Source organism: Vibrio sp. S17_S38 (assembly GCF_014694375.1).
Taxonomy (GTDB): Bacteria; Pseudomonadota; Gammaproteobacteria; order Enterobacterales; family Vibrionaceae; genus Vibrio.
Genome location: NZ_JAAUWW010000011.1, coordinates 111,277 through 135,136, shown reverse-complemented (window position 1 = coordinate 135,136; position 23,860 = coordinate 111,277). Strand labels below are relative to the sequence as shown.

The 23,860-nt window shown below is 40.8% G+C and carries 19 protein-coding genes, 2 tRNA genes and 1 pseudogene; 6 read left to right on the top strand and 16 right to left on the bottom strand.

The features are described from left to right. Positions 1 to 91: 91 nt before the first annotated feature. Positions 92 to 832: pseudogene (locus HC725_RS10500) on the top strand (peptidase U32 family protein); the annotation flags it as partial. 9 nt (positions 833 to 841) lie between these two features. Then, entirely contained in the window at positions 842 to 1,732 is an 891-nt protein-coding gene (locus HC725_RS10495) for a U32 family peptidase (protein WP_190331765.1), read from the top strand. 157 nt (positions 1,733 to 1,889) lie between these two features. Here the strand turns inward: HC725_RS10495 and nlpI are convergent, their stop codons facing one another. The 15 genes from nlpI to rlmE form a co-directional block, all read right to left on the bottom strand. After that, positions 1,890 to 2,879: a lipoprotein NlpI gene (nlpI, locus tag HC725_RS10490; protein WP_190331764.1), complete on the bottom strand. Its 990-nt coding sequence runs from the start codon at positions 2,877 to 2,879 to the stop codon at positions 1,890 to 1,892. A 235-nt stretch (positions 2,880 to 3,114) separates the two neighbouring features. Continuing rightward, the gene (gene pnp / locus HC725_RS10485; protein ID WP_190331763.1) at positions 3,115 to 5,256 is read right to left on the bottom strand and encodes a polyribonucleotide nucleotidyltransferase; all 2,142 of its coding nucleotides are present in this window, start codon (positions 5,254 to 5,256) and stop codon (positions 3,115 to 3,117) included. Between the two features lie 427 nt (positions 5,257 to 5,683). Continuing rightward, positions 5,684 to 5,953 (bottom strand): 30S ribosomal protein S15, encoded by a 270-nt coding sequence (gene rpsO / locus HC725_RS10480; RefSeq protein WP_190331762.1) that lies wholly within the window; start codon positions 5,951 to 5,953, stop codon positions 5,684 to 5,686. Positions 5,954 to 6,047: 94 nt separating this feature from the next. After that, a complete protein-coding gene (truB, locus tag HC725_RS10475) occupies positions 6,048 to 7,001 on the bottom strand; it encodes a tRNA pseudouridine(55) synthase TruB (RefSeq protein WP_190331761.1) in 954 nt (317 codons plus the stop codon). After that, positions 7,002 to 7,403: a 30S ribosome-binding factor RbfA gene (gene rbfA / locus HC725_RS10470; RefSeq protein ID WP_190331760.1), complete on the bottom strand. Its 402-nt coding sequence runs from the start codon at positions 7,401 to 7,403 to the stop codon at positions 7,002 to 7,004. Between the two features lie 172 nt (positions 7,404 to 7,575). Continuing rightward, on the bottom strand, positions 7,576 to 10,260 hold the full coding sequence (gene infB / locus HC725_RS10465; protein WP_190331759.1) for a translation initiation factor IF-2: 2,685 nt from the start codon (positions 10,258 to 10,260) through the stop codon (positions 7,576 to 7,578). A gap of 21 nt (positions 10,261 to 10,281) precedes the next feature. After that, positions 10,282 to 11,769 carry a transcription termination factor NusA gene (gene nusA, locus HC725_RS10460; RefSeq protein ID WP_190331758.1) on the bottom strand — a complete coding sequence of 496 codons (1,488 nt, stop codon included), beginning with the start codon at positions 11,767 to 11,769 and terminating at the stop codon, positions 10,282 to 10,284. A gap of 18 nt (positions 11,770 to 11,787) precedes the next feature. Then, positions 11,788 to 12,243, bottom strand: a complete 456-nt coding sequence (gene rimP / locus HC725_RS10455; protein WP_190331757.1) for a ribosome maturation factor RimP — start codon at positions 12,241 to 12,243, stop codon at positions 11,788 to 11,790. Positions 12,244 to 12,524: 281 nt separating this feature from the next. Next, positions 12,525 to 12,601, bottom strand: a tRNA-Met gene (locus HC725_RS10450). Positions 12,602 to 12,752: 151 nt separating this feature from the next. Further along, positions 12,753 to 12,837, bottom strand: a tRNA-Leu gene (locus HC725_RS10445). A gap of 18 nt (positions 12,838 to 12,855) precedes the next feature. Then, positions 12,856 to 13,209, bottom strand: coding sequence for a preprotein translocase subunit SecG (secG, locus tag HC725_RS10440; RefSeq protein WP_190331756.1), 354 nt, complete (start codon positions 13,207 to 13,209; stop codon positions 12,856 to 12,858). A 249-nt stretch (positions 13,210 to 13,458) separates the two neighbouring features. After that, complete coding sequence (gene glmM / locus HC725_RS10435) at positions 13,459 to 14,796, bottom strand: phosphoglucosamine mutase (protein ID WP_190331755.1); 1,338 nt, start codon at positions 14,794 to 14,796, stop codon at positions 13,459 to 13,461. Positions 14,797 to 14,864: 68 nt separating this feature from the next. Continuing rightward, positions 14,865 to 15,695: a dihydropteroate synthase gene (gene folP, locus HC725_RS10430; protein ID WP_190331754.1), complete on the bottom strand. Its 831-nt coding sequence runs from the start codon at positions 15,693 to 15,695 to the stop codon at positions 14,865 to 14,867. 130 nt (positions 15,696 to 15,825) lie between these two features. Beyond that, entirely contained in the window at positions 15,826 to 17,802 is a 1,977-nt protein-coding gene (ftsH, locus tag HC725_RS10425) for an ATP-dependent zinc metalloprotease FtsH (protein ID WP_203219076.1), read from the bottom strand. 49 nt (positions 17,803 to 17,851) lie between these two features. Beyond that, positions 17,852 to 18,481, bottom strand: a complete 630-nt coding sequence (gene rlmE / locus HC725_RS10420) for a 23S rRNA (uridine(2552)-2'-O)-methyltransferase RlmE (RefSeq protein ID WP_190331752.1) — start codon at positions 18,479 to 18,481, stop codon at positions 17,852 to 17,854. Positions 18,482 to 18,629: 148 nt separating this feature from the next. Between rlmE and yhbY the strand changes: the two genes are divergently transcribed. Next, positions 18,630 to 18,926 carry a ribosome assembly RNA-binding protein YhbY gene (yhbY, locus tag HC725_RS10415; RefSeq protein WP_153447563.1) on the top strand — a complete coding sequence of 99 codons (297 nt, stop codon included), beginning with the start codon at positions 18,630 to 18,632 and terminating at the stop codon, positions 18,924 to 18,926. Positions 18,927 to 19,030: 104 nt separating this feature from the next. Here yhbY and greA read toward each other — a convergent pair whose 3' ends face one another. Further along, positions 19,031 to 19,504 carry a transcription elongation factor GreA gene (greA, locus tag HC725_RS10410; RefSeq protein ID WP_190331751.1) on the bottom strand — a complete coding sequence of 158 codons (474 nt, stop codon included), beginning with the start codon at positions 19,502 to 19,504 and terminating at the stop codon, positions 19,031 to 19,033. 526 nt (positions 19,505 to 20,030) lie between these two features. On the opposite strand from greA, the gene HC725_RS10405 reads away from it, so the two are divergent. The 3 genes from HC725_RS10405 to dacB all read left to right on the top strand — a co-directional run bounded on the left by HC725_RS10405 (position 20,031) and on the right by dacB (position 23,846). Beyond that, positions 20,031 to 21,098 (top strand): porin, encoded by a 1,068-nt coding sequence (locus HC725_RS10405; RefSeq protein WP_190331750.1) that lies wholly within the window; start codon positions 20,031 to 20,033, stop codon positions 21,096 to 21,098. A gap of 167 nt (positions 21,099 to 21,265) precedes the next feature. Next, positions 21,266 to 22,330 (top strand): porin, encoded by a 1,065-nt coding sequence (locus HC725_RS10400; RefSeq protein ID WP_190331749.1) that lies wholly within the window; start codon positions 21,266 to 21,268, stop codon positions 22,328 to 22,330. A gap of 103 nt (positions 22,331 to 22,433) precedes the next feature. Next, entirely contained in the window at positions 22,434 to 23,846 is a 1,413-nt protein-coding gene (gene dacB, locus HC725_RS10395; RefSeq protein WP_190331748.1) for a serine-type D-Ala-D-Ala carboxypeptidase, read from the top strand. The last annotated feature ends 14 nt before the right edge of the window (positions 23,847 to 23,860 follow it).

Below are 23,860 nucleotides of genomic sequence, written 5' to 3'. Positions count from 1 at the left end.
CTGGAATATTAGAAATTAGCAATAGCTGAGCAAATAAGTGGATCAATATTAAAACGGTGAATTTTTAAAAAAGTGGATCAGATTTCAACTGGTGTTGACAGCTGATATCGCCTTGCTAGAATATGCAGCTACTCATTATCCTAAAATGGAGCTTCATTTGTCCGTACAAGCCTCTGCAACTAATAGTGCAGCAGTTGCCTTTTATGCTAATAACTTCAATGTAAAGCGTGTGGTTCTTCCTCGAGTGTTATCCATCCATCAAGTCAAACAACTGTCACGCAGTATTCCTGAACATGTTGAACTAGAAGTGTTTGCATTTGGTAGTTTATGCATTATGGCGGAAGGTCGCTGCTACCTATCTTCTTATATGACAGGTGAATCACCTAATACCGTCGGTGCATGCTCTCCGGCTAAATATGTTCGCTGGCAAGAAACGGATGCAGGACTAGAATCTCGCTTAAGTGACATACTGATCGATCGGTATAGTGAAGGCGAAAACGCAGGCTATCCAACCTTATGCAAAGGTCGATTTGATATAAATATCACAGGGGAAAAACAGCGTTATCACGTACTTGAAGAGCCAACTAGCTTAAATACATTATCCATGTTGCCAGAGTTATTCGCCGCGAATGTTGCCTCGGTCAAAATCGAAGGTCGCCAGCGCAGCCCTGCTTATGTAGAGCAAGTAACTCGAACATGGCGCGCGGCTATTGATCGCTACCTTACAAGCCCTGAAAGTTACCATGTTGAACCTCACTGGAATGCTGCTTTGGCTAATTTATCAGAAGGTACTCAAACCACACTTGGCGCTTATCATCGTAAATGGCAGTAAGGAAGCAAAATGAATTCTGAACAATCACTCAAATACTCACTCGGTCCTTTACTGTATTTCTGGGCGAAAAATGATGTTGAAAAATTTTATCAACAAGCTAAAGAGAGCCCTACTAATATTATCTATTTAGGTGAAAGTGTTTGCTCAAAGCGCCGAGAAATAAAACCTAAGCATTGGTTTGATATGGCCAAAGAGTTAGCAGACTCAGGTAAGCAAGTAGTGTTATCAACCATGGCATTATTAGAAGCACCCAGTGAAGTCAACATTATGAAAAAATATGTGGATAATGGTGATTTTGCAATTGAAGCCAACGATGTGTCTGGTATTCAACTAGCCTTTGAAGCCAAAGTACCGTTTGTCGTGGGGCCAGCAGTCAATACCTATAATGCTCACACATTAAAGCTGTTTACTAAACAAGGGATGATTCGCTGGTGCATGCCGGTGGAATTATCGCGAGATTGGCTGATTAATGTATTAACACAATGTGATGAACTCGGTATACGTGGCCAATTTGAAGTAGAAGTATTCAGCCATGGTTACTTACCTTTAGCCTACTCTGCCCGCTGCTTTACCGCTCGTGCCGAAGATAAGGCTAAAGATGATTGCGAGACTTGCTGCATAAAATACCCAACTGGAATTCAAGTATTGAGCCAAGAAGGTCAAGAAGTATTTAATCTAAATGGCATTCAAACTCAATCAGGCTATTGCTACAACTTAGGTAATGATTTAGTTAGCATGCAAGGCTTAGTAGACGTAGTACGTTTGAGTCCACTTGGCATTAATACGCTATCAACACTTGCTCAATTTAAAGCAAATGAACAAGGACAGTCTCCGTTAGAAATCGAATCTCGTGAGTGTAATGGTTACTGGCATAAACTTGCAGGTCTGGCACAAACTTAATTCCCTCCCCTCCCATCGATTGAATTAACTACGCTGTAATTCAGCATGTTTTAGCTTAGTTAATGGCAACAACCGTTAACAGGAACAAAAAAAGAGGACTCTAAGTCCTCTTTAATTTAGCTATATCCCCCTATCTTACTTAAGCACAGTATCTTACTTAAGAATGAGAAACTGGCTCAGCCTTTGTTTGAGTCGATGGTTTCGTTTCATTGCTTGATTTGGGCGGTTGTTCCGTAGGTGTATTTTTTGACGCCGCTGGTACTTCTTCTTTTTCCTGTTTCTCTTGTAACGCTTTGAAAATACGACCTAACTCTAAAAATGCGTATTTATGCTCTGAAAATTGATACACATTCATAGAAAGGGACAATTTATACAAAGCAATCGCATTAGCATAATTACCGTCATATTGATTACGCTTTGCTAGATAGAAATATATTTCCGTGAGCTTTTGAGCTAATTCAACATTATCGCGCGTACTCGTTGCAGCTGACTTCAAAATGCTTTCTTCTGTTTCTTTTTTCAATGTTAAACCAACCAATTGCCAACCCCATTGCTGATCTTTATTAGCATAACGAGCAGCTAAAGTATCGGTGGCTTTTTTAGCGTCCTGTTCACGCTCCATGTAATAAAGCCACAATGCACGATACGGATCATCTGGGGCTTTATTATAGTTTTTAGTCATATCTTGAATGGCAAGATCAAAACGATCGGCATAATACAAAGCAATAGCACGATTTCGCTCAGAATATTCATTAGTAGGATCAAGCTCTAAACTTGAATCAAAGGCATCAAATGCGGAATCATAATCACCCATTTGAGTAAAATAGACACCCAACATATTAAATACTTCTGGTTGCTTAGGATCGAGTTTAAGTGAGCGTTCATAATCAACACGGGCCAAATCAGCTAATCCGACACTATCTAAGTACTGACCTCTATCGGTAAATATTTTCGCGCGAGTTTCATTACTGATGTCTTTACGCAATATCAATTGATTCAAACGTGCAATTTGAATTTCTTGCTGAAGAGAAGGCTGAAGAGGAACCGCTAGTGGAGGATAAGACCACGCAATATCTGAGTTACCACTGTTAGCACAACCGACTAATAAAAAAGTGGCAACAAGGCTTAACCATTTAAAATATTTCACTGATTGAGTACTCCTTTACAGTACATTCACTATATAAAGCAATATACACGTTGTTGTGCAATCAAACTACCTCAACAGACAGATAGCTTCTAGTAAATTGAACTTAATAGAAGGCAGCCAAAACGTGTTTTAATCGACTAGCTAACTCAAAAAATACATATAAAAAAAGAGGAGCGCAATGCTCCTCTTTCGTTATTCAAATTATTTTCTTCGCAAAAAGAAAGATAAAAAGGAATTACTCAGCTGATGGTTCAACTGTCTCTTCCGTTTTTTCTACTGCTTCTTTCATGCTTAGACGTACACGACCTTGACGGTCAATTTCAAGAACTTTAACTTGAACTTCTTGACCTTCAGTTAGGTAGTCTGCCACTTTCTCGATACGCTTATCAGCGATTTGAGAAATATGAACTAAACCATCTTTACCTGGAAGGATCGTAACAAATGCACCAAAGTCAGCTAGACGAGCAACAACACCTGAATAGATGCGGCCGACTTCAACTTCTGCTGTAATTTCTTCAATACGACGAATCGCTTCTTTCGCGGCTTTACCTTCAGTTGCGGCAATTTTAATTGTGCCATCATCACCGATTTCAATCGTAGTGCCCGTCTCTTCAGTAAGAGCACGGATCACAGCGCCACCTTTACCGATCACGTCTTTGATTTTCTCAGAGCTGATCTTCATGGTGTAAATACGTGGAGCAAATTCAGAAATTTCTTCACGAGCGCCAGAAATCGCTTCATCCATTACTGAAAGGATGTGCTTACGTGCACCTTGAGCTTGGTTAAGCGCAATTTGCATGATTTCTTTAGTGATGCCTTCGATTTTGATGTCCATTTGAAGTGCTGTGATACCTTGATTAGTACCCGCTACTTTAAAGTCCATGTCACCTAAGTGATCTTCATCACCAAGGATGTCAGAAAGAACAACGAAATCATCGCCTTCTTTAACAAGACCCATTGCGATACCAGCAACAGACGCTTTAATTGGAACACCCGCATCCATAAGCGCTAGAGAAGTACCACAAACAGACGCCATTGAAGACGAACCGTTTGATTCTGTAATTTCAGAAACAACACGTACTGTGTATGGGAATTCTTCAACAGAAGGCATTACTGCTGCGATACCGCGTTTTGCTAATTTACCATGGCCGATTTCACGACGCTTAGGTGAACCAACGAAACCAGTCTCACCCACACAGTATGGAGGGAAATTGTAGTGTAGAAGGAAGTGATCTTTCTTCTCGCCTAATAGACTGTCGATGATTTGTGCATCACGTTGTGTACCAAGCGTTGCAGTAACAAGCGCTTGAGTTTCACCACGAGTGAACAAAGAAGAACCGTGTGTACGAGGAAGAACACCAGTACGAACGTCTAGTGCACGAACCATGTCTTTTTCACGGCCATCGATACGTGGTTGACCAGCAATAATGCGGCTACGTACAACATTCTTTTCCAAATCATGGAAAATAGCGTGAATTTCTTTTGGATTCAGATCAGCATTTTCAGCTAATAATTTCTCTTTCACTTCAGCACCGATTGCATGAATACGATCATAACGCGCCATTTTTTCAGTGATTTGGTAAGCTTCAACAACTTGAGTTTCTGCTAACTCAGCAATTTTTGCTTTTAATTCTGTGTTTTCAGCAGGAGCTACCCAGTTCCACGAAGGAGTCGCGACTTCTGCTGCAAATTCGTTAATAGCAGTAATCACTGTTTGTTGTTGGTCGTGGCCGTAAACCACTGCCGCTAACATTTCTTCTTCAGTTAGGTTATCAGCTTCTGACTCAACCATTAATACCGCGCCAGCAGTACCCGCAACCACTAGGTCTAATTTAGAAGACTCAAGTTCAGTTTGGCTTGGGTTAAGAACTAATTCACCATTGATATGGCCAACACGTGCCGCACCGATAGGACCATTGAATGGTACACCAGAGATAGCAAGAGCTGCAGACGTTGCGATCATTGTGATCATGTCTGGTTGGATATCTGGATTTACAGAAACAACCGTTGCAATAACTTGAACTTCGTTTTTGAATGCTGATGGGAAAAGCGGACGAATTGGACGGTCAATAAGACGAGCCGTCAATGTTTCGCCTTCAGAAGGACGTCCTTCACGCTTGAAGAAACCACCAGGAATTTTACCCGCAGCGTAAGTACGCTCTTGGTAGTTAACCGTTAATGGGAAGAAGTCTTGACCTTCAACTGCATCTTTTTTTGCAACAACAGATACGAATACAGATGTGTCATCCATGCTTGCCATAACAGCAGCAGTTGCTTGACGAGCCATTACGCCCGTTTCTAGAGTAACGGTATGGTTACCGTACTGGAATTTTTTTACGATTGCTTTCACGTAAAGATCCTTAATTAATAATTTCATTGAGTTAAATGCTCTGAGATTACTTTACCAATCGCGACTAATAGCAGGTTTTTCTTATCTATATCATCGTATTAAAAACGAATTAAGCAAAAAACTGTTATTAGTCGCGACCTTAATGGTCGACATCGGTGACTGTAAAGCTAACCAACAGAGGTTTATCTCCACTTTCTCGCCAAACTAAAAGCAAATAAAGCGAAAACAAACGAGACGTAGTATAAACCAGATGAGTTGAAATGTCTTATTTCGAACAACAGAATATGGTTTAGATATAGATGAAATGTTTGTTTGCTCAAATAGCAGACACAAAAAAAGGAGCCGAAGCTCCTTTTTCTCAAGTGTCTGTTTATTTGTATTCGCTAATGGAAACCAAAAACGTCAATCAATAAAACAAATACTTTCTAATCTGGGTATCAAACCAAACGACGAATTAACGACGTAGGCCAAGACGCTTGATTAGTGCGAAGTAACGATCTAGGTTTTTACCTTTAAGGTAGTCTAGAAGTTTACGACGGCGAGAAACCATACGTAAAAGACCGCGACGGCTGTGGTGATCGTGTTTATGATCAGCAAAGTGACCTTGTAGGTGGTTGATAGAAGCAGTAAGTAGTGCTACTTGTACTTCTGGTGAACCTGTATCGCCTTCAGCTTGTGCGTAATCTGCAACGATTGCTGCTTTAGTTTCTGCATTCAGAGACATAATGCTCTCCTAATAAGAGTTAGTTTATAAAAATGTGATAGCCAATCTCTGATTCAGCCATCACGCGAAGCGCGGATTATAGGGGAAGCTAGTCTTAATCGCAAGGAGTTTCATTTCTAAAAACAACCAAACGCTTTGGTGCTACTCGACCATCATTATCGATGTGGGCAATACCAATAAAAGTACGCTCATCACCCATGGTCATACGAACCACGCCTTCTGAAGGTGAACCTGCAATTTGTACTGGCTGACCATGCTGAACAAAATCTGCCATACTTGCCGTCATATTAACTTCAGGTAAATCAGCCACTGCAGTATCCATTGGAAGAAGCAACGGATCCAATAACTCACGAGGCTCAATACCTTGCTCTTCAGCCTGAACGAGTAAAGCTTGAAGTTGTTCTAATGTAACCATTTTTTCCGCTGGGTAATGCGACACACCAATTCGACGTAAATAGGTAACATGTGCGCCACAGCCCAACATCTCGCCTAAGTCATCAGTAATAGTGCGGATGTAAGTGCCTTTTGAGCAATGCACTTCCATTTCGACTTCGTTACCATCAAAACGAATTAGGCTGATTTCAAACACAGTAATCTTGCGTGACTCGCGAGGAACTTCAATCCCTTTTCGAGCGTATTCATACAAAGGCTTCCCTTGATATTTTAACGCTGAAAACATCGATGGAATTTGATCGGTAGTGCCACGAAACTTGGCGATACAGCGTTCAAGTAAACCACGGTCAACTTTCACATCACGAGTTTGAACCACTTCGCCATCAGAATCTGAGGTATCGGTTCGCTCCCCAAGCTTAGCAACGACACGGTAACGTTTATCTGAATCAAGCAGGAACTGAGAAAACTTGGTCGCCTCACCTAAACAAATCGGGAGCATACCTGTTGCTAGTGGATCTAGAGCTCCGGTATGACCTGCTTTCTCAGCAAAATAGAGACGTTTTACTTTCTGCAAAGCATCGTTAGAACTGATACTAGTTGGTTTATCTAATAATAAAACGCCATCAATAGGACGACCACGACGTCTACGTGCCATCTACTCTTCTCCTTCACCCTCACGGCCTGATTCTTTCTTGCGAAGATTGTCATTACTCACAACCTCACTTACCAAGTTAGAAAGGCGCATACCTTCAGTTAGCGTATTATCGTAAGTAAAACGAACTTCCGGAGTAAGGCGTAAACGAATACGTTTCCCTAGCGTCATACGAACCGCGACTTCATGCTCTTTCAAAGCTGCAAGACTTGATTCAGGCGTTTGTTCACCAACACATAAAAAAGTAACAAACACTTTTGCATAAGCAAGATCGCGAGAGACTTCAACATCAGAAATGGTCACCATCCCAATACGAGAGTCACGAACATCGCGTTGCAGAATAGAAGCGAGCTCTTTTTGCAATTGTTGTGCGACACGTTGCGCACGGCTAAATTCTTTTGACATATTTTTTCTCACATCTGTACGTTTAAAATAATAAACACTCAATTAGAACATATTATTTAAACGTCATAACAGAAAGAATGGGGAGCAAAAGCCCCCCATTGTGTATTTAACTTTTATGTTTTAATGGCTTAACCATGTTTCAGTCAGCGATTAAATCATACAGCCATTGTCATTAGTCAAGAGTACGTTGGATTTCAACGATTTCGAACACTTCGATTTGGTCACCAGCACGAACATCATTATAGTTCTTAACACCGATACCACATTCGTAACCATTACGAACTTCTTGCACGTCATCTTTAAAGCGACGTAATGACTCTAGCTCACCTTCATAAATAACGATGTTATCACGAAGTACACGGATTGGGTTATTACGCTTAATCAAGCCTTCAGTTACCATACAACCTGCGATTGCACCAAGCTTAGGTGATTTGAACACGTCACGAACTTCAGCAAGACCAATAATTTCTTGTCTAAATTCAGGAGCAAGCATACCACCCATTGCATGTTTAACTTCATCAAGCAATTGGTAAATAATTGAGTAATAACGTAAATCTAGCCCTTCATTCTCAACCGTACGGCGAGCTGAAGCATCAGCACGAACATTGAAGCCAAGCAAGATAGCACTAGAAGCAGCAGCAAGTACTGCGTCTGTTTCAGTAATACCACCAACACCAGAACCAACGATATTCACTTTAACTTCGTCAGTTGACAGTTTGCGTAATGAGTCAGCAATCGCTTCAACAGAACCTTGAACGTCAGCTTTCAATACAACATTAAGCTCTGCAACTTCACCCGCTTCCATGTTAGAGAACATGTTTTCAAGTTTTGATTTTTGTTGACGAGCCAATTTAACATCACGGAATTTACCTTGACGGTAGTTCGCTACTTCACGAGCTTTACGCTCATCACGAACTACAGTAGCTTCATCACCTGATGCAGGAACACCTGAAAGACCTAAGATCTCAACAGGAATTGATGGGCCAGCTGATTCGATGTCTTTACCATTTTCATCACGCATAGCACGAACACGGCCGTACTCTTGACCACAAAGAACGATATCACCTTTGCGTAAAGTACCCGCTTGTACCAATACAGTAGCAACTGGACCACGGCCTTTATCAAGACGAGATTCAACTACAACACCAGATGCCATACCATCAGTTACCGCTTTAAGTTCAAGAACTTCAGATTGAAGTAAAATTGCTTCTAGCAGACCTTCGATATTAGTACCAACTTTAGCTGAGATGTGAACAAATATGTTCTCGCCACCCCATTCTTCTGGAATTACATCGTATTGAGCAAGCGCATTTTTAACGTTATCAGGGTTAGCGCCTTCTTTATCTATTTTGTTTACTGCAATAATCAAAGGAACGCCAGCCGCTTTCGCATGCTGAATAGCTTCAATTGTTTGTGGCATAACACCATCATCGGCAGCAACAACAAGAACGACGATATCTGTCGCTTGAGCACCACGAGCACGCATTGAGGTAAACGCTGCGTGTCCAGGAGTATCCAAGAAAGTGATCATGCCATTGTCAGTTTCAACATGATATGCACCGATGTGCTGAGTAATACCACCCGCCTCACCAGATGCAACACGACTACGGCGAATGTAATCTAGTGTTGATGTCTTACCATGGTCAACGTGCCCCATGATGGTAACAACTGGTGCACGAGATACAGCTTCAGTTGAGTCATCACGATCAAATAGGATCGCTTCTTCTAATTCATTTTCTTTACGAAGAATAACCTTGTGACCCATTTCTTCAGCAACCAATTGTGCTGTTTCTTGGTCAATCACTTGGTTGATGGTAGCCATTGCCCCCATCTTCATCATCGTTTTAATGACTTCAGTTCCTTTCACTGACATTTTACTTGCCAGTTCAGAAACTACGATAGTCTCACCGATCACAACATCAGATTTTGCTACCGTTGCTGATTTATCAAAACCATGCTGCATTGAAGTTGGTTTAGCCAATTTACCTTTACGGTTATTACGGCCACCACGAGCTCCGCGACTATTGCCAGCAGGACGTTCTTCTTCTTTTTTCGCAGGTTTTTTCTTCTTTTGACGACTTGCTTCACTACGGCGATCAGCTTCATCTTCAGCAGCTCGAGCATGCACATTAGTCGTTACATGATAATCTGCATTTTCAGATTCTTTCTTCTTCTTCTCTTCTTCTGACCAACGAACTTCGTTCTCTTCTGCCAGTTTACGAGCTTCTTCCACCAGTTTTTTCGACTCCACTTCCGCTTTACGCTGAGCTTCTTCATCTTGACGACGCTTTAGAGCTTCTGCTTCTTTTTTAGCGGCATCATGCTTTGCTTTTTCTTCTGGTGAACGTTTAGCTGCTGCTTTAACTTCTTCAGATTTTACTTTCTCTGCTGCTACTTCTTGCTTCAATTTATCTTCCGCTTCACGTTTTGCTTTTGCTTCAGCTTTCGCTGCTGCTTCTTGTTGTGCTTTTTCTTCAGCAGCATGCTTTGCTACTTCTTCCGCTTCACGAGCCGCTTGAGCTTCCTCTTCACGCTTCGTTTCTTCATCTACAGCAGTACGCTTAACATAAGTACGTTTTTTGCGCACTTCTACTTGTACTTCTTTACTTTTACCGCCACCAGCAGACACATTTAATGTGCTTTTAGTTTTGCGTTGTAGCGTTAAACGTGTTGGTTCAGAGTCACCTGAATTATCACCATGTTCTTTTTTTAGGTGCGTTAAAAGCGTTTGCTTTTCTGCATCTGTCACATTGTCTGTGCTAGTTTTTTTCATACCAGCATCAGCAAGTTGTTCTACTAAGCGTTCAACTGGTGTTCCAATTTCTTCGCTAAGTGCTTTCACTGTCAGTTCTGTCATACTGCTTTCTCCTTGCTGAAATTATTCTTCGTCGCCAAACCAGCAAATGTTACGAGCAGCCATAATAAGCTCTCCCGCACGTTCTTTGCTTAGGCCTTCGATGTCTTCTAAGTCATCAGTACCTTGGTCGGCTAAATCTTCTAAAGTCACTACGCCTTTCGCGGCAAACTTAAACGCTAGCTCGCGTTCTAGACCGTCAAGAGCAAGTAGATCTTCAGCAGGTTCTAACCCTTCAAATGATTCTTCTTGAACAAGTGCTAATGTCGTTAATGCATTTTTTGCACGAGTGCGTAGCTCTTCAACGAGCTCCTCTTCAAGACCATCAACTTCTAATAACTCACTGACTGGTACATAAGCGATTTCTTCTAATGTAGAAAAGCCTTCTTCAACCAATAACTCAGCGAAGTCTTGCTCAATATCTAAATGCTTCATAAAGCTTTCGATAGCCGCTACCGATTCTTCCTGATGCTTAGTATTAAGATCCGCGACCGTCATAACATTAAGTTCCCAACCCGTTAGTTGAGATGCTAAGCGAACGTTTTGACCGCTACGACCAATTGCTTGAGCGAGATTATCCGCTTCAACTGCAATATCCATTGAATGTGTATCTTCATCAACAATGATTGAAGCCACATCAGCAGGAGCCATTGCATTGATAACAAACTGCGCTGGATTATCATCCCAGAGCACGATATCAATACGCTCACCACCAAGCTCACCAGAAACAGCTTGTACACGTGCGCCACGCATACCAACACATGCACCAACAGGGTCTATGCGACGATCATTGGTTTTTACGGCAATTTTAGCGCGTGAACCAGGATCGCGAGCCGCCGCTTTAATTTCAATTAACTCTTCACCAATTTCTGGCACTTCAATGCGGAAAAGTTCAATCAGCATTTCTGATTTTGAGCGAGTTAAAAACAATTGGAAGCCACGAGCTTCAGGTTTTACTGCGTACAGCAGACCGCGAACACGGTCACCTGGACGTAGGTTTTCACGTGGCAATTGATCTTCACGTAAAATCACAGATTCCGCGTTATTACCTAAATCAACAATAACCGCATCACGATTAGCTTTTTTAACGACACCCGTAACTAATTCACCTTCATTATCGATGAACTGCTCTACGATTTGAGCTCGTTCTGCTTCACGAACCTTTTGTACAATCACTTGTTTCGCTGTTTGCGTTGTAATACGGTCAAATGTTACTGACTCCATATCATCTTCAACGTAATCGCCTAACTCAACAGATTCATCGTCATATTGAGCCGCTTCAATTGAGATTTCCTTAGTTGGAAACTCAACTTCTGCAACCACTAACCAACGACGCCATGTGTCAAAGTTGCCAGTTTTACGATCAATTTCTACACGAACTTCAATTTCGTGTGGACTTTTTTTCTTTGTTGCCGTGGCTAAAGCAGTTTCTAATGCTTCAAAAATACGCTCACGAGGAACAGCCTTTTCGTTCGAAACAGCTTCAACAACCGCTAAAATTTCTCTGTTCATGTTCTCGCCTCTTCAGACTTAAAATTTTGGTATCAGGTTAGCTTTAGAGATATTACTCAAAGCAAATTGTTCTGGTTGACCATCTACGGTAACAGTTACGATTTCACCTTCAATGGCCGAAATCACCCCTTTCCACTTACGGCGATTATTCACCGCCATTTTAAGTACCACGTTCACGTCGTGATCGATGAACTGCTGATAATGTGCAGGCTTAAACAGTGGACGTTCTAAACCTGGTGATGAAACTTCTAAGTTGTAAGCGACCGTAATTGGATCTTCAACATCCATGACGGCGCTAACTTGACGACTCACTTCTGCGCAGTCATCAACATTTATGCCATTTTCATGGTCAATAAAAATTCGTAGTGTTGAATGTTCACCCGCACGGATAAACTCCAAACCGACTAATTCATAGCCCGATGCAGCAACAGGCGCATCAAGTAATTCTGTTAATTGTTTTTCTAAACCAGTCATTCATATCTCCGGAAACAAAAACTGTGCAATAAAGTTAAAAACAGGATTGCCAGAAACAAAAAAAGGGCATTCAGCCCATTTCAAATACCACGCAAAATCTGACTTAACCATTGATTCCAAAGGAAATTAATAAATCCCCTTAACTGAAAAACCAATGCACAGATAATAAAAAACCCCGATAATCGAGGTTTTTTATTGCTGGACCCTGATATCACTAAGCTAAAGTTTAGCCTAGCCTGTAATTAAAATTAAATTCAATTACAAATCGGACCCATAAAAAATGGTTGCGGGAGCAGGATTTGAACCTACGACCTTCGGGTTATGAGCCCGACGAGCTACCATACTGCTCCATCCCGCGTCCGGTAACATCATTAAAGTTGATGTTGACTTTGTTTGGTTAACTGAGAACCAAGCTCAAAACTTTGTTTCAACGAGCCGTATTATAACAACAGATTGTAACTTTACAAGTTTTGCAAAACATTAAGCTAAATATTAGCTTAAATAAAACATGGTGCCGAGAGGGGGACTTGAACCCCCACACCATAAGGCACTAGCACCTCATGCTAGCGTGTCTACCAATTTCACCATCTCGGCATTTTAATTGTCACATACTTACTCAGGAATATCTGAATTACTCTTTACTGGAGCAGCAGAAACTTCATCTGTAGAAGTATTTTTAACATTTTCTGTTTTTTGCTCAATACCTGCACTTGGTGCGGCCCATTGAGAATCCTCTTTAGCAGTCGACATGTGCCCAAGCACTAAGCTAAGAATAAAGAAAATCGTTGCGAATATTGCAGTTGAACGAGTAAGGAAGTTACCTGAACCACCAGAACCAAATACAGTATTTGATGCTCCAGCTCCGAACGAAGCTCCCATGTCTGCGCCTTTACCTTGTTGAATTAACACAAGGCCAATAACACCAAGCGCCGCAACAAGATAAATCACAAGTAGAACTGTTAACATTTTTCCACCTATGCTTTTTTGAATTTTAGGGTTGCATTGGAAAAACCAAAAACAACGCACCTCCCTAGTGAGGCGGTGAGATACTATCGAAACCTTAGGTCAGTGACAAGCTAAAAATGATAAAATAATGCGAGTTCTTATCTAAACGCTTAAAAAACTCGCAAAATAGAAATTATCCTTTTTAATTAAAGCAATAAACTTAATATTAAAAAGGATGTTGATAACGATTAAAGTCTCTTATCTACTTTTTTAACAACTCTTTTTCACTTGTTCAGCAATGGCTAGAGCGCTAGTTTGTACTAACTCAGCATCTTCACCCTCAACCATCACTCGAATTAAAGGCTCAGTTCCTGATTTTCGCAGTAGAACTCGACCTTTATCACCAAGCTGCCTTTCAACTTGTAGCACAGCGGCTTTAACTTCAGGTGTTTCCAATGGGTCATTATCGCCAGAAAAACGTATATTTTCCAAGACTTGGGGGTAAAGCGTCATTCCGGATGCCAGAACACTTAACGAGAGTTTACTTCCGACAACAGAAGCTAATACTTGTAATGCTGCTACAATGGCATCGCCAGTCGTGACTTTATCCAATAGAATAACGTGTCCTGAGTTTTCAGCACCAATCTTCCAACCTTTTTCCAGAAGTTGCTCCATTACATAACGGTCACCAACTTTAGAGCGAACAAATGGAATTCCAAGTTGTTTTAGACCATTTTCCATACCTAAGTTGGTCATTAATGTCCCAACCACACCGCCTTTCAACTCGCCTCGGCGAAGTGCATCACGGGCAATAATGTAAGCGATCTGATCGCCGTCAACTTTATTCCCATGCTCATCAACCATGATGATACGATCACCATCACCATCAAACCCTAACCCTAAATCTGCCTTCTCTTCTAGTACTTTCGCTTGCAGAGCACGGACATCGGTAGCACCAACTTTATCATTGATATTTAAGCCATTTGGCTCACAACCAATCGTCACAATCTCTGCACCTAATTCAGTGAAAACACTAGGGGCAATATGATAAGTTGCGCCATGAGCACAATCGATGACAATCTTTAACCCAGCCAAACTTAATTCATTAGGGAAAGTACTCTTGCAAAACTCAATATAACGGCCAGCCGCATCCACCAAACGTTTTGCTTTACCTAAGAAAGCCGATTCAACGCATTCGATGTCTTTTTCTAATTCAGCTTCAATAGCAAGCTCTATATCATCCGGCAACTTAGTTCCTTCCGATGAGAAAAATTTGATGCCATTGTCATAATATGGATTATGAGAAGCTGAAATTACGATACCAGCCTCCGCGCGAAATGTTTGAGTCAAATAAGCAACGGCTGGCGTAGGCATTGGTCCTGTCAACACCGCTTTCAATCCCGCAGCAGCAAGACCCGCTTCTAATGCTGATTCCAGCATGTATCCAGAAATTCGAGTATCTTTACCTATAATGACTTGCTTAGTGCCCTGCTTAGCTAATACACGGCCTGCAGCCCAACCTAATTTCAAAATAAAGTCAGGAGTGATCGGAAATTGTCCCACCTTGCCACGTACACCATCGGTGCCAAAATATTTTCTCTCAGACATCGTCTAATAGTCCTTAATCTCGCAGAATTTCAATGATTAATTCACTTACGAAGAAGCAAATCGTTATTTTATGAATTTAGTTGTATCGCTTTTATTATCCGCAGGGCATCTTGAGTCGCCGCTACATCATGAACACGAATAATCTGAGCGCCTTGTTGAGCAGCCAAGGTTGCACAAACTACGCTGCCAAACATTGAGTCAGAGGTTGGTTTACCTAACAACTTTGTGATCATCGACTTTCGAGACATTCCTGCTAGCACCGGTAATCCAAATTGATGGAATCGTTTAAAATTAGCTAACAAATGATAGTTATTTTCAACTGTTTTTCCAAAACCAAAGCCGGGATCAATAATAATATTCTGCTTATTAATACCTGAGGCTAAGCAAAGATCAATACGCTGTTGTAGGAAATCACAAACTTCTTGCAAGACGTCATTATACTGAGGATCTTGCTGCATAGTTCTCGGCTGACCTTTCATATGCATAATGCAGACAGGAATATTAGCCTTAGCAACAATTTCTAATGCGCCCTCATCTTGTAGCGCTCGAATATCATTAATAAGATCAACTCCAGCTTCAATACCTGCTGCCATAACAGAAGATTTATAGGTATCCAACGAAATCCAGACATCGAAATTTGCCCTAATAGCTTTAATTAGAGGGATAACTCGGTTTAGTTCATCCTCAGGCGCCACTTCAGTTGCTCCAGGACGAGTCGATTCACCACCAACATCGATAATAGTCGCTCCAGCCATAATCATCGACTGAGCATGTTCCATCGCCATATCAAATTGGTTGAACTTACCACCATCAGAAAAAGAGTCTGGTGTGATATTGAGTATCCCCATAATTTGAGGTTCACTTAAATCAAGTTGCTTATTTTTATAGGTTAACTTCATAACAGAGTTCATAATTTGGGGTGTTTATTCGATATCTAGCCAAGATAATAATGCAGAGTTGTTGAAAATATATTAGCCAGATGGAAAAAGCCCCGATATTAATCAGGGCTTTGAGTCATTAACGCAGAAATTAAGAATCTTTTTTCGATTCTGATGGTTCTTCTGTTGCATTGTCACCAGAGGCTTTATCTTCAGACTCCACAGAGGTATCACTATCAGACTCTGCTTGTTCTCCTTCAGGATTAACTACTACCTCAGGTGCTTTCGCTTCAGTGTCAGGTTTTGAGACATCTTGATCCCCCCAACCTTGAGGAGCGCGAATCGTATCACTACGGTTCATTAGATCATCAATTTGACCCGCATCAATTGTTTCATACTTCATCAATGCATCTTTCATTGAATGCATGATATCCATATTTTCTTCTAAAACTTTTTTTGCTCGATCATAGTTGCGATCAATTAACATTCGGATTTCTTCATCAATCAAACGAGCTGTTTCATCAGAAATTTGCTTTGGCTTTGGCATGTAGCCATTGTTTTCATTTTCAGAATAAAGCAATGGGCCTAAATTTTGAGAAAAGCCCCACTCTGTGACCATTCTACGAGCAATATCTGTCGCACGTTCAATATCATTTGAAGCACCGGTTGATATTTTATCTTGTCCGTAAATCAACTCTTCCGCTAAACGGCCGCCATACAAACTAGAAATCATCGATTCTAAATGCTGACGACTCATGCTCACTCGATCTTGCTCTGGCAGGTACATCGTAACACCAAGCGCGCGGCCACGAGGGATAATAGACACCTTGTAAACTGGATCATGTTCCGGCATTAGACGGCCAACAATGGCATGTCCAGCTTCATGATAGGCTGTTGAGGCTTTTGTCTCTTCGGTTAATACCATTGAACGACGTTCAGCACCCATCATGATTTTATCTTTGGCCAGTTCAAACTCGACCATTGATACATTACGCTTATTACCACGCGCAGCAAATAACGCAGCTTCGTTGACTAAGTTTGCAAGATCAGCACCAGAAAACCCTGGTGTGCCACGAGCAATCAATGCTGGTTCAACATTATCTCCGAGTGGTACTTTACGCATGTGTACCTTTAAAATCTGCTCACGACCACGAATATCAGGTAATCCAACAACTACTTGGCGATCAAAACGTCCTGGACGTAATAATGCTGCATCCAATACATCAGCGCGGTTAGTCGCAGCAATGACGATAACCCCTTCGTTGCCTTCAAAACCATCCATTTCAACAAGCATTTGGTTTAGAGTTTGTTCACGCTCATCATTACCACCGCCAACACCGGCTCCACGCTGGCGACCGACGGCATCAATTTCATCAATGAAGATGATACAAGGTGATGCTTTTTTGGCTTGCTCGAACATGTCACGTACACGAGATGCACCAACACCAACAAACATTTCAACGAAATCAGAACCTGAAATACTAAAAAATGGTACTTTCGCTTCACCTGCAATAGCTTTTGCTAATAAGGTTTTACCTGTACCCGGTGGACCAACCAATAAAACACCCGTTGGGATCCTACCGCCTAGTTTTTGGAAACGTGTCGGATCCCGCAGATAATCCACTAATTCTTTCACGTCTTCTTTTGCTTCATCACAACCAGCAACATCGGCGAACGTGGTTTTAATCTGATCTTCGCCCATCATTTTAGCTTTGCTTTTACCGAAAGACATAGCGCCTTTACCACCAGCCCCGCCTTGCATTTGACGCATGAAGAAAATCCATACACCAATCAGTAAAATCATCGGGAACCAAGAAATAAATATAGTGCTTAGCAAACTTTGTTGCTCAGGTGGCGTACCTGTCACTTTTACATTCTCGTTGATCAAGTCATCAAGCAGTTTATTGTCGTACACTGGCATGTACGTCACGTTACGAGAGTTATCAGTACGGACAAAGGTAATTTCTCGATCCTTGAACTTTGCTTCTCGGACTTGGCCTTGACCAACGTCTTTTACAAAGGATGTGTAATCAATTGCTTTTCCGTTACTGTCCCCAGGCCCAAAGCTCTGGAAAACTGACATCAAAACTACGGCGATTACTAGCCATAAAATTAAATTTTTTGCCATGTCACTCAAGGTGTCAGCCTCTCGGTTCACTAATTTGAAAAATAGGGTACTACAGTTTATATCCTGTAGCCACAATGTATACCTCACGAGAACGAGCACGTGAAGAGTCTGGTTTTCTTATTTTTACATTTTTAAACATGTCTCTTACATCTTTAACGTACTGATCAAAGCCTTCGCCTTGGAATACTTTAACAACAAAACTACCATCTGGTGCTAGAACTTGTCGACACATATCCAATGCCAGCTCAACCAAATACATCGCTCTTGGCTGATCTACAGCTTGATTCCCGCTCATATTCGGTGCCATATCAGACATCACCACATCAACCATATCAGGCTGAATACGCTGTAATAACGCCTCTAAAACGGCCTCTTCGCGGAAATCACCTTGTAAGAAACTTACCCCTGCAATGGAATCCATGGATAAAATGTCACAAGCTATGACTTGGCCTGAATCGCCTACAATACCTACAGCATATTGTGACCACCCACCCGGCGCAGCTCCTAAATCAACCACTGTCATTCCCGATTTAATCAATTTATCTTTTTCTTGAATCTCTTCAATTTTAAAGATAGCACGAGAGCGATAGCCTTTCTTTTGTGCTTCAGCTACATACTTATCATCAAAGTGCTCTTGTAACCAACGACCCGAGCTTGCGGAATGTTTTTTCTTACTCATTTTAACCCTAATACTTAACAAACTGCTTCTGCTAAATAGGTAAAATGCAGAAGGACCGACAGAAACTATTCAGAATAGATAGTCTTCCCGAATAGATGGCGTTAAAATAGAACTTTTCAACCCTTATACAACAAAAAATGGCCGAATAATGAATCTAAGCACCAAACAAAAGCAGCACTTAAAAGGACTAGCTCACAGTTTAAAACCTGTAGTGCTAATGGGCGCAAATGGATTAACTGAAGCTGTTCTCGCGGAAATTGAACTCGCACTGAATCATCATGAGCTAATCAAAATCAAAGTTGCTTCTGAAGACAGAGAAACTAAGCAATTGATTATAGACGCGATTGTTCGTGAAACAAAAGCAGAAAAAGTACAAACTATCGGTAAAGTACTGGTTTTATTCCGCCAATCTGAACAGCGTAAAATCGAAATCCCTCGTAAGTAGCGGATATTCAGATAAAAAGGTACAAAAAAGGCCACATTAACGTGGCCTTTTTTATTAAATTATTTTACAGATATTTACATTATTGTTTTTAAGATCAAGTCTGACTAAATATAACTAACTGCAATAATTTCGAAATCTTTTTCACCGCCCGGTGTAGATATGATCACTTCATCACCGTCCATTTTCCCAATAAGACCACGAGCAATTGGTGAACTAACGGAAATCTTACCTTGCTTAATATTGGCTTCATCGTCGCCAACAATTTGATATTTCACTTCTTTATCTGTATCAATATCCAGCAAAGTTACCGTGGTACCAAAAATCACTTTACCAGTATTATCCATTTTGCTCACATCAATAACTTGAGCAACAGACAATTTATATTCGATATCTCGGATTTGCGCTTCACAAATCCCCTGCTCTTCTCGAGCAGCATGGTATTCCGCATTTTCTTTTAAATCACCCAATTCACGAGCTTCAGCTATAGCTTGTGTAATGATTGGTCGACGTTTTAATAATACATCTAATTCAACGCGTAGGGCTTGCTCGCCGCTCACGGTCATTGGCACTTTTTCCATTTTATACCTCACTCCAAAGCTACGCTTCAGACAGTAAAAGCCCCCTCAACTTACTGCTGAGCGGGTGATATTAATAACATGATGTTTTCACAGTGTAATTAATCTTAATATATACGTCACGTTAAAACTCTCGCTGCGATCTGTTTTTGTCTCTAAAGCCACAAATACCCCCTTCTCTTCCCTAGTGGTCAAACCTCTATTTTTCTAAATCAATCATAAATACACCACTTAAAAAATACGAAATGGAACTTTTTAAATCAAACATTAACAATAAGTTACAGGGAAACCGGACAACAAGAACATACTAAACCATGTGCTTTTTATTAAATTTTATAACTTTTGACTATCACCCACTACCTGTTCCACGTAAAAAGGCACCCCATGAGCAAACTATTGCTCATGGATTCCGTTAAGGTATAGAAATTATTACGTAGAAAAACTCGCGTAATAATCATAAGGAAGAAAAGAAGCCACGAGAATACGTGCTCTTTTATTTTATGGAAAATACATCATTAGGATTATTAAAATGAACAAAACAGTACTTGCACTAGCAGTGGCCGCTGCAGCAATTTCTACCGCAACATCAGCAGCAACGATTTATAAAGACGATACTTCAACGTTAAACATGGGTGGCCGTGTTGAAGTTCGCGCCAATTTTTCTGATGCAAATAAAACAGATGCAGATGACAATCAATACAAAGATGCATCTCGTGTTCGTTTAAATATTGGTGGTGAACAAAAACTGAATGAAGATGTTTCTTTCATTGGTTTTACTGAATTTGAAGTGACTGAAAACTCAGATCCTGTAGGTGATGATACTAACATCAACACTCGTTACTTATTCGCGGGTGTGCAATCGCAAACTTACGGTGCGTTAACATACGGTCATCAAGATAATGCATTCACTTACCTGACTAACTTCACCGATATGGCAGAAGTATTCAGTGGCTACATCAACGAATATAACGTTGCAACCTCTGACCGTGCTAACAATGTTCTACGTTACGCATACAGCCAAGATAAATTAACTATTCAAGCAAGTGTTCAAGGCGATTCAGATTCTGATGGCACTCCATTAACTCAAAATGCAGATGGCTACGGGGTTATTGCTTCTTACGCTTTCACTGATTCACTAGAATTTGGTCTAGGTTACGCTTCAACAGATGCAAATGGTGCTGGTGATGATCAGATCGGCACTGGTGACAACAACACTTATACTGCTGCCCTAAAATACTCAAACAATGGTATTTACCTAGCCGCAACTTATGAAGGTGGTACAGTTTCAACTGCTGATACTTCAGCGACAGAGTCTGATTTCAACGCTGCAGATGCTTACGCTGGATATACATTCGGTGATAACAACATCAACATGACGTACAACTATTTCAATGCTGATGATAGTGCCTTCAATAGTCTTAACCTGAACAATATCGCATTTGAATACGCTCGTTACTTCGGTAATGCAACTGTATACGGTGCTTACATGGTTAACATGCTAGATGACAGCGATGCAACTGCAACAGGTAACGCTTTAGGTCTAGGTGATGCATCAACTGATGACCAATTCCAAGTTGGCTTCCGTTACGCATTCTAATCTAAGACTTCTATCAAGAAGTTAAGATAAAATAACACTCAATACCCGTTGATTTCAGCGGGTATTTTTTTGCCTGTTGTCCCGATATTTTTCACTTTCAATTACTTCTCGTGCAATAAGCGTTATGATAAAAACAATTAACAATATCAGTCTCGAAATGGATATTCATGAATTATAAATTAAGTTCCTCATACCTGCTGCTTGGCTCTATCTCAATACTACCTTTACCAACATTAGCGGCTGATATTTATAAAACAGATATGGCAAGCTTATCACTAAGCGGACGCGTCGAAGCCAGAGCGCAAATTATAGACGGTAAAGTCGACGATCAAACACGAGCCCGTATAAATTTCATGGGTAAGACTATGGTAAACAATACCATGTATGCCGTCGGTGATTGGGAGGGTGAATTTCAAACCAGTCAAAATGGTAATACTGACCTCACCAACGATGAAAGTGGCGGTTCACTCAACACTCGTTACGCGTATGCTGGATTAGGTGGTAATTTTGGTGAAGTGACCTATGGTGAAAATGATGGCGCCTTAGGTATTCTGACCGATTTTACCGATATCATGGCCTATCACGGAAATAACGCAGCTTATAAAATCTCAGTAGCGGATCGAACCGATAACATGCTGACTTACAAAGGCCAGTACGATCATTATATTTTAAAAGCTTCTTACCGCTTCGCCGATAGTGAGGTGCAAGAAAACAAACTCAACCCTGAAGATAATAAGATGATCGACAATAACCAAGATGGCTATTCCGTATCGGTCACCTATTCTCTCTTTGATACCGGAATCCAATTTGGTGGCGGTTATGCAGAGCAAGCAGACGAAAATGAAGCTATGTTCGCCGCGTCCTATTCTTTAGGCAATTGGTACATTGCAACTAACGTAGTTAAAGGTGAAAAATATTTATCCACTCTTTTAATACAACCAACCCCGCCAGAAGCTTACGACAGCTTAGGCTATGAATTTGCCACCTCATACACGATAGGGAAAACCGTATTCACGGCGACTTACAATAATTTAAATATGGACACTGACAATACAACCTATGGTTCACATGCTGGCGATGTAAACGATCTCGCGTTTGATGTAAGTTATTATTTCGTATCGAACTTTCGAGCTTATGCTTCCTATAATTTCAACTTACTAAGCACTGGACATGGTGTGAGCTATGTCGAAGCTGAAGATGATATCGCCCTTGGAATGCGCTACGATTTTTAAGACTAAGCTCAGTTAAAAATCACCATAACATGTCACACGCCAGCTTATTTAAGATGGCGTTTTTGTTTATACTGAATCCACTTAATTATAGGGATATCATCTTATGTTTCGCGCAACGCTTCTTTCAACGCTGACTTTAGCCATCTCATTTTTTTCACTATCAAGCGTGGCCCAAACACTTCCTGAACACTCAGTTCTGCCCGATCAAAACATTCTCCCCAACGCGTCACAGGTTGGTATCATTGTCGAAACAAGCAATGTCAAAACAAGTACTAAAAGCGATCAATTATTTCCACCCGCCAGTACCTTAAAACTATTCACAGCGCTCGCGGCAAAGTTAGAGTTAGGTAACGAGTTTACTTATCAAACAACGTTAGAGCGCCATAACGAGGATGTAGTTTTACGTTTCAGCGGAGATCCAAGCTTTACTAGCCAAGATTTAGTTAACCTTTTAAAAGATAGCAAGCTTACCAATATTTCTGGCGACATAATTATTGATCAAAGTGCTTTCACTGGTTACGAAAAAGGTGTGGGCTGGCCTTGGGATATACTTGGGGTTTGCTACAGCGCAGTATCAAGCGCCATCACGTTAAATGGCAACTGTGTTATGGCTTCTATTTACACTAATGCCGATGGTTCCACTCGCGTATTCACACCTAAACATCAACCTGTATCCGTTACCACGACCGCTAAAGCTGTCACCAAAGAACAGCAAAAAGAACAATATTGCGATCTTGATTTATCGACCACACTGGATAATCAATATCAACTTTCAGGGTGCTTAGTTAAACAAAATAAACCACTGCCACTAAACTTTGCCGTACAGAACCCATTCAACTATAGCGCTTTAGTTCTAAAGCAATTATTGATAGCAAATAACATTACGTTTAAAGGCAAAATTCAACAAGCTATTGAACCTCAAGCAAGTGATGAAATCTTAGCTCAGCATCAATCTCAGCCACTTTCTGAATTATTGGAACATATGCTGAAAGACTCTGACAATTTATACGCGAACAACTTGTCTAAAACCATTGGAGCCCAGTATTTCAATCAAGCAGGTTCATTTAGAAATGGAACCGAAGCGATTAAGCGGATTTTATTAGAAAAAGCCAATATAGACTTAAAAAATGCGGTGATCGAAGATGGATCAGGATTATCTCGAAATAATAGAATTACCCCAAACCAGTTACTTGCCGTATTAGATTATATAAAAACGCATAATGATCAATTAGACATCATGTCATTAATGCCAACATCAGGAATTAATGGCACGCTAAAATATCGTTCAAGCATGCGTAAAGATCCGATTAAAGGCAATATCATAGCGAAAAGTGGATCATTATTTGCCACTCATAATATGGCCGGTTTTGTACTCAATAAATCAGGCAAACCAACAACAACCTTCGTACAACTCATTACCGATTATTACCCCGATCCAGAGCAAAAAGGCTTACCTCCACTAACGGTTTTTGAGCGTAGCTTTTATCAAAATATGATTCAGCAAGCACAAAAGTAATACCAATAAAAAAG

Bases quoted from the DNA above. Each gene is read 5' to 3' on its own strand.
- nusA (WP_190331758.1), bottom strand. From the start codon at position 11,769: ATGAACAGAGAAATTTTAGCGGTTGTTGAAGCTGTTTCGAACGAAAAG.
- HC725_RS10405 (WP_190331750.1), top strand. From the start codon at position 20,031: ATGAACAAAACAGTACTTGCACTAGCAGTGGCCGCTGCAGCAATTTCT.
- rpsO (WP_190331762.1), bottom strand. From the start codon at position 5,953: ATGTCTCTGAATGCAGAAACTAAAGCAGCAATCGTTGCAGATTACGCA.
- folP (WP_190331754.1), bottom strand. From the start codon at position 15,695: ATGAAGTTAACCTATAAAAATAAGCAACTTGATTTAAGTGAACCTCAA.
- dacB (WP_190331748.1), top strand. From the start codon at position 22,434: ATGTTTCGCGCAACGCTTCTTTCAACGCTGACTTTAGCCATCTCATTT.
- rbfA (WP_190331760.1), bottom strand. From the start codon at position 7,403: ATGTCAAAAGAATTTAGCCGTGCGCAACGTGTCGCACAACAATTGCAA.
- HC725_RS10400 (WP_190331749.1), top strand. From the start codon at position 21,266: ATGAATTATAAATTAAGTTCCTCATACCTGCTGCTTGGCTCTATCTCA.
- pnp (WP_190331763.1), bottom strand. From the start codon at position 5,256: ATGAAATTATTAATTAAGGATCTTTACGTGAAAGCAATCGTAAAAAAA.
- truB (WP_190331761.1), bottom strand. From the start codon at position 7,001: ATGGCACGTAGACGTCGTGGTCGTCCTATTGATGGCGTTTTATTATTA.
- ftsH (WP_203219076.1), bottom strand. From the start codon at position 17,802: ATGGCAAAAAATTTAATTTTATGGCTAGTAATCGCCGTAGTTTTGATG.
- greA (WP_190331751.1), bottom strand. From the start codon at position 19,504: ATGGAAAAAGTGCCAATGACCGTGAGCGGCGAGCAAGCCCTACGCGTT.
- yhbY (WP_153447563.1), top strand. From the start codon at position 18,630: ATGAATCTAAGCACCAAACAAAAGCAGCACTTAAAAGGACTAGCTCAC.
- infB (WP_190331759.1), bottom strand. From the start codon at position 10,260: ATGACAGAACTGACAGTGAAAGCACTTAGCGAAGAAATTGGAACACCA.
- rimP (WP_190331757.1), bottom strand. From the start codon at position 12,243: ATGACTGGTTTAGAAAAACAATTAACAGAATTACTTGATGCGCCTGTT.
- rlmE (WP_190331752.1), bottom strand. From the start codon at position 18,481: ATGAGTAAGAAAAAACATTCCGCAAGCTCGGGTCGTTGGTTACAAGAG.
- glmM (WP_190331755.1), bottom strand. From the start codon at position 14,796: ATGTCTGAGAGAAAATATTTTGGCACCGATGGTGTACGTGGCAAGGTG.
- HC725_RS10495 (WP_190331765.1), top strand. From the start codon at position 842: ATGAATTCTGAACAATCACTCAAATACTCACTCGGTCCTTTACTGTAT.
- secG (WP_190331756.1), bottom strand. From the start codon at position 13,209: ATGTTAACAGTTCTACTTGTGATTTATCTTGTTGCGGCGCTTGGTGTT.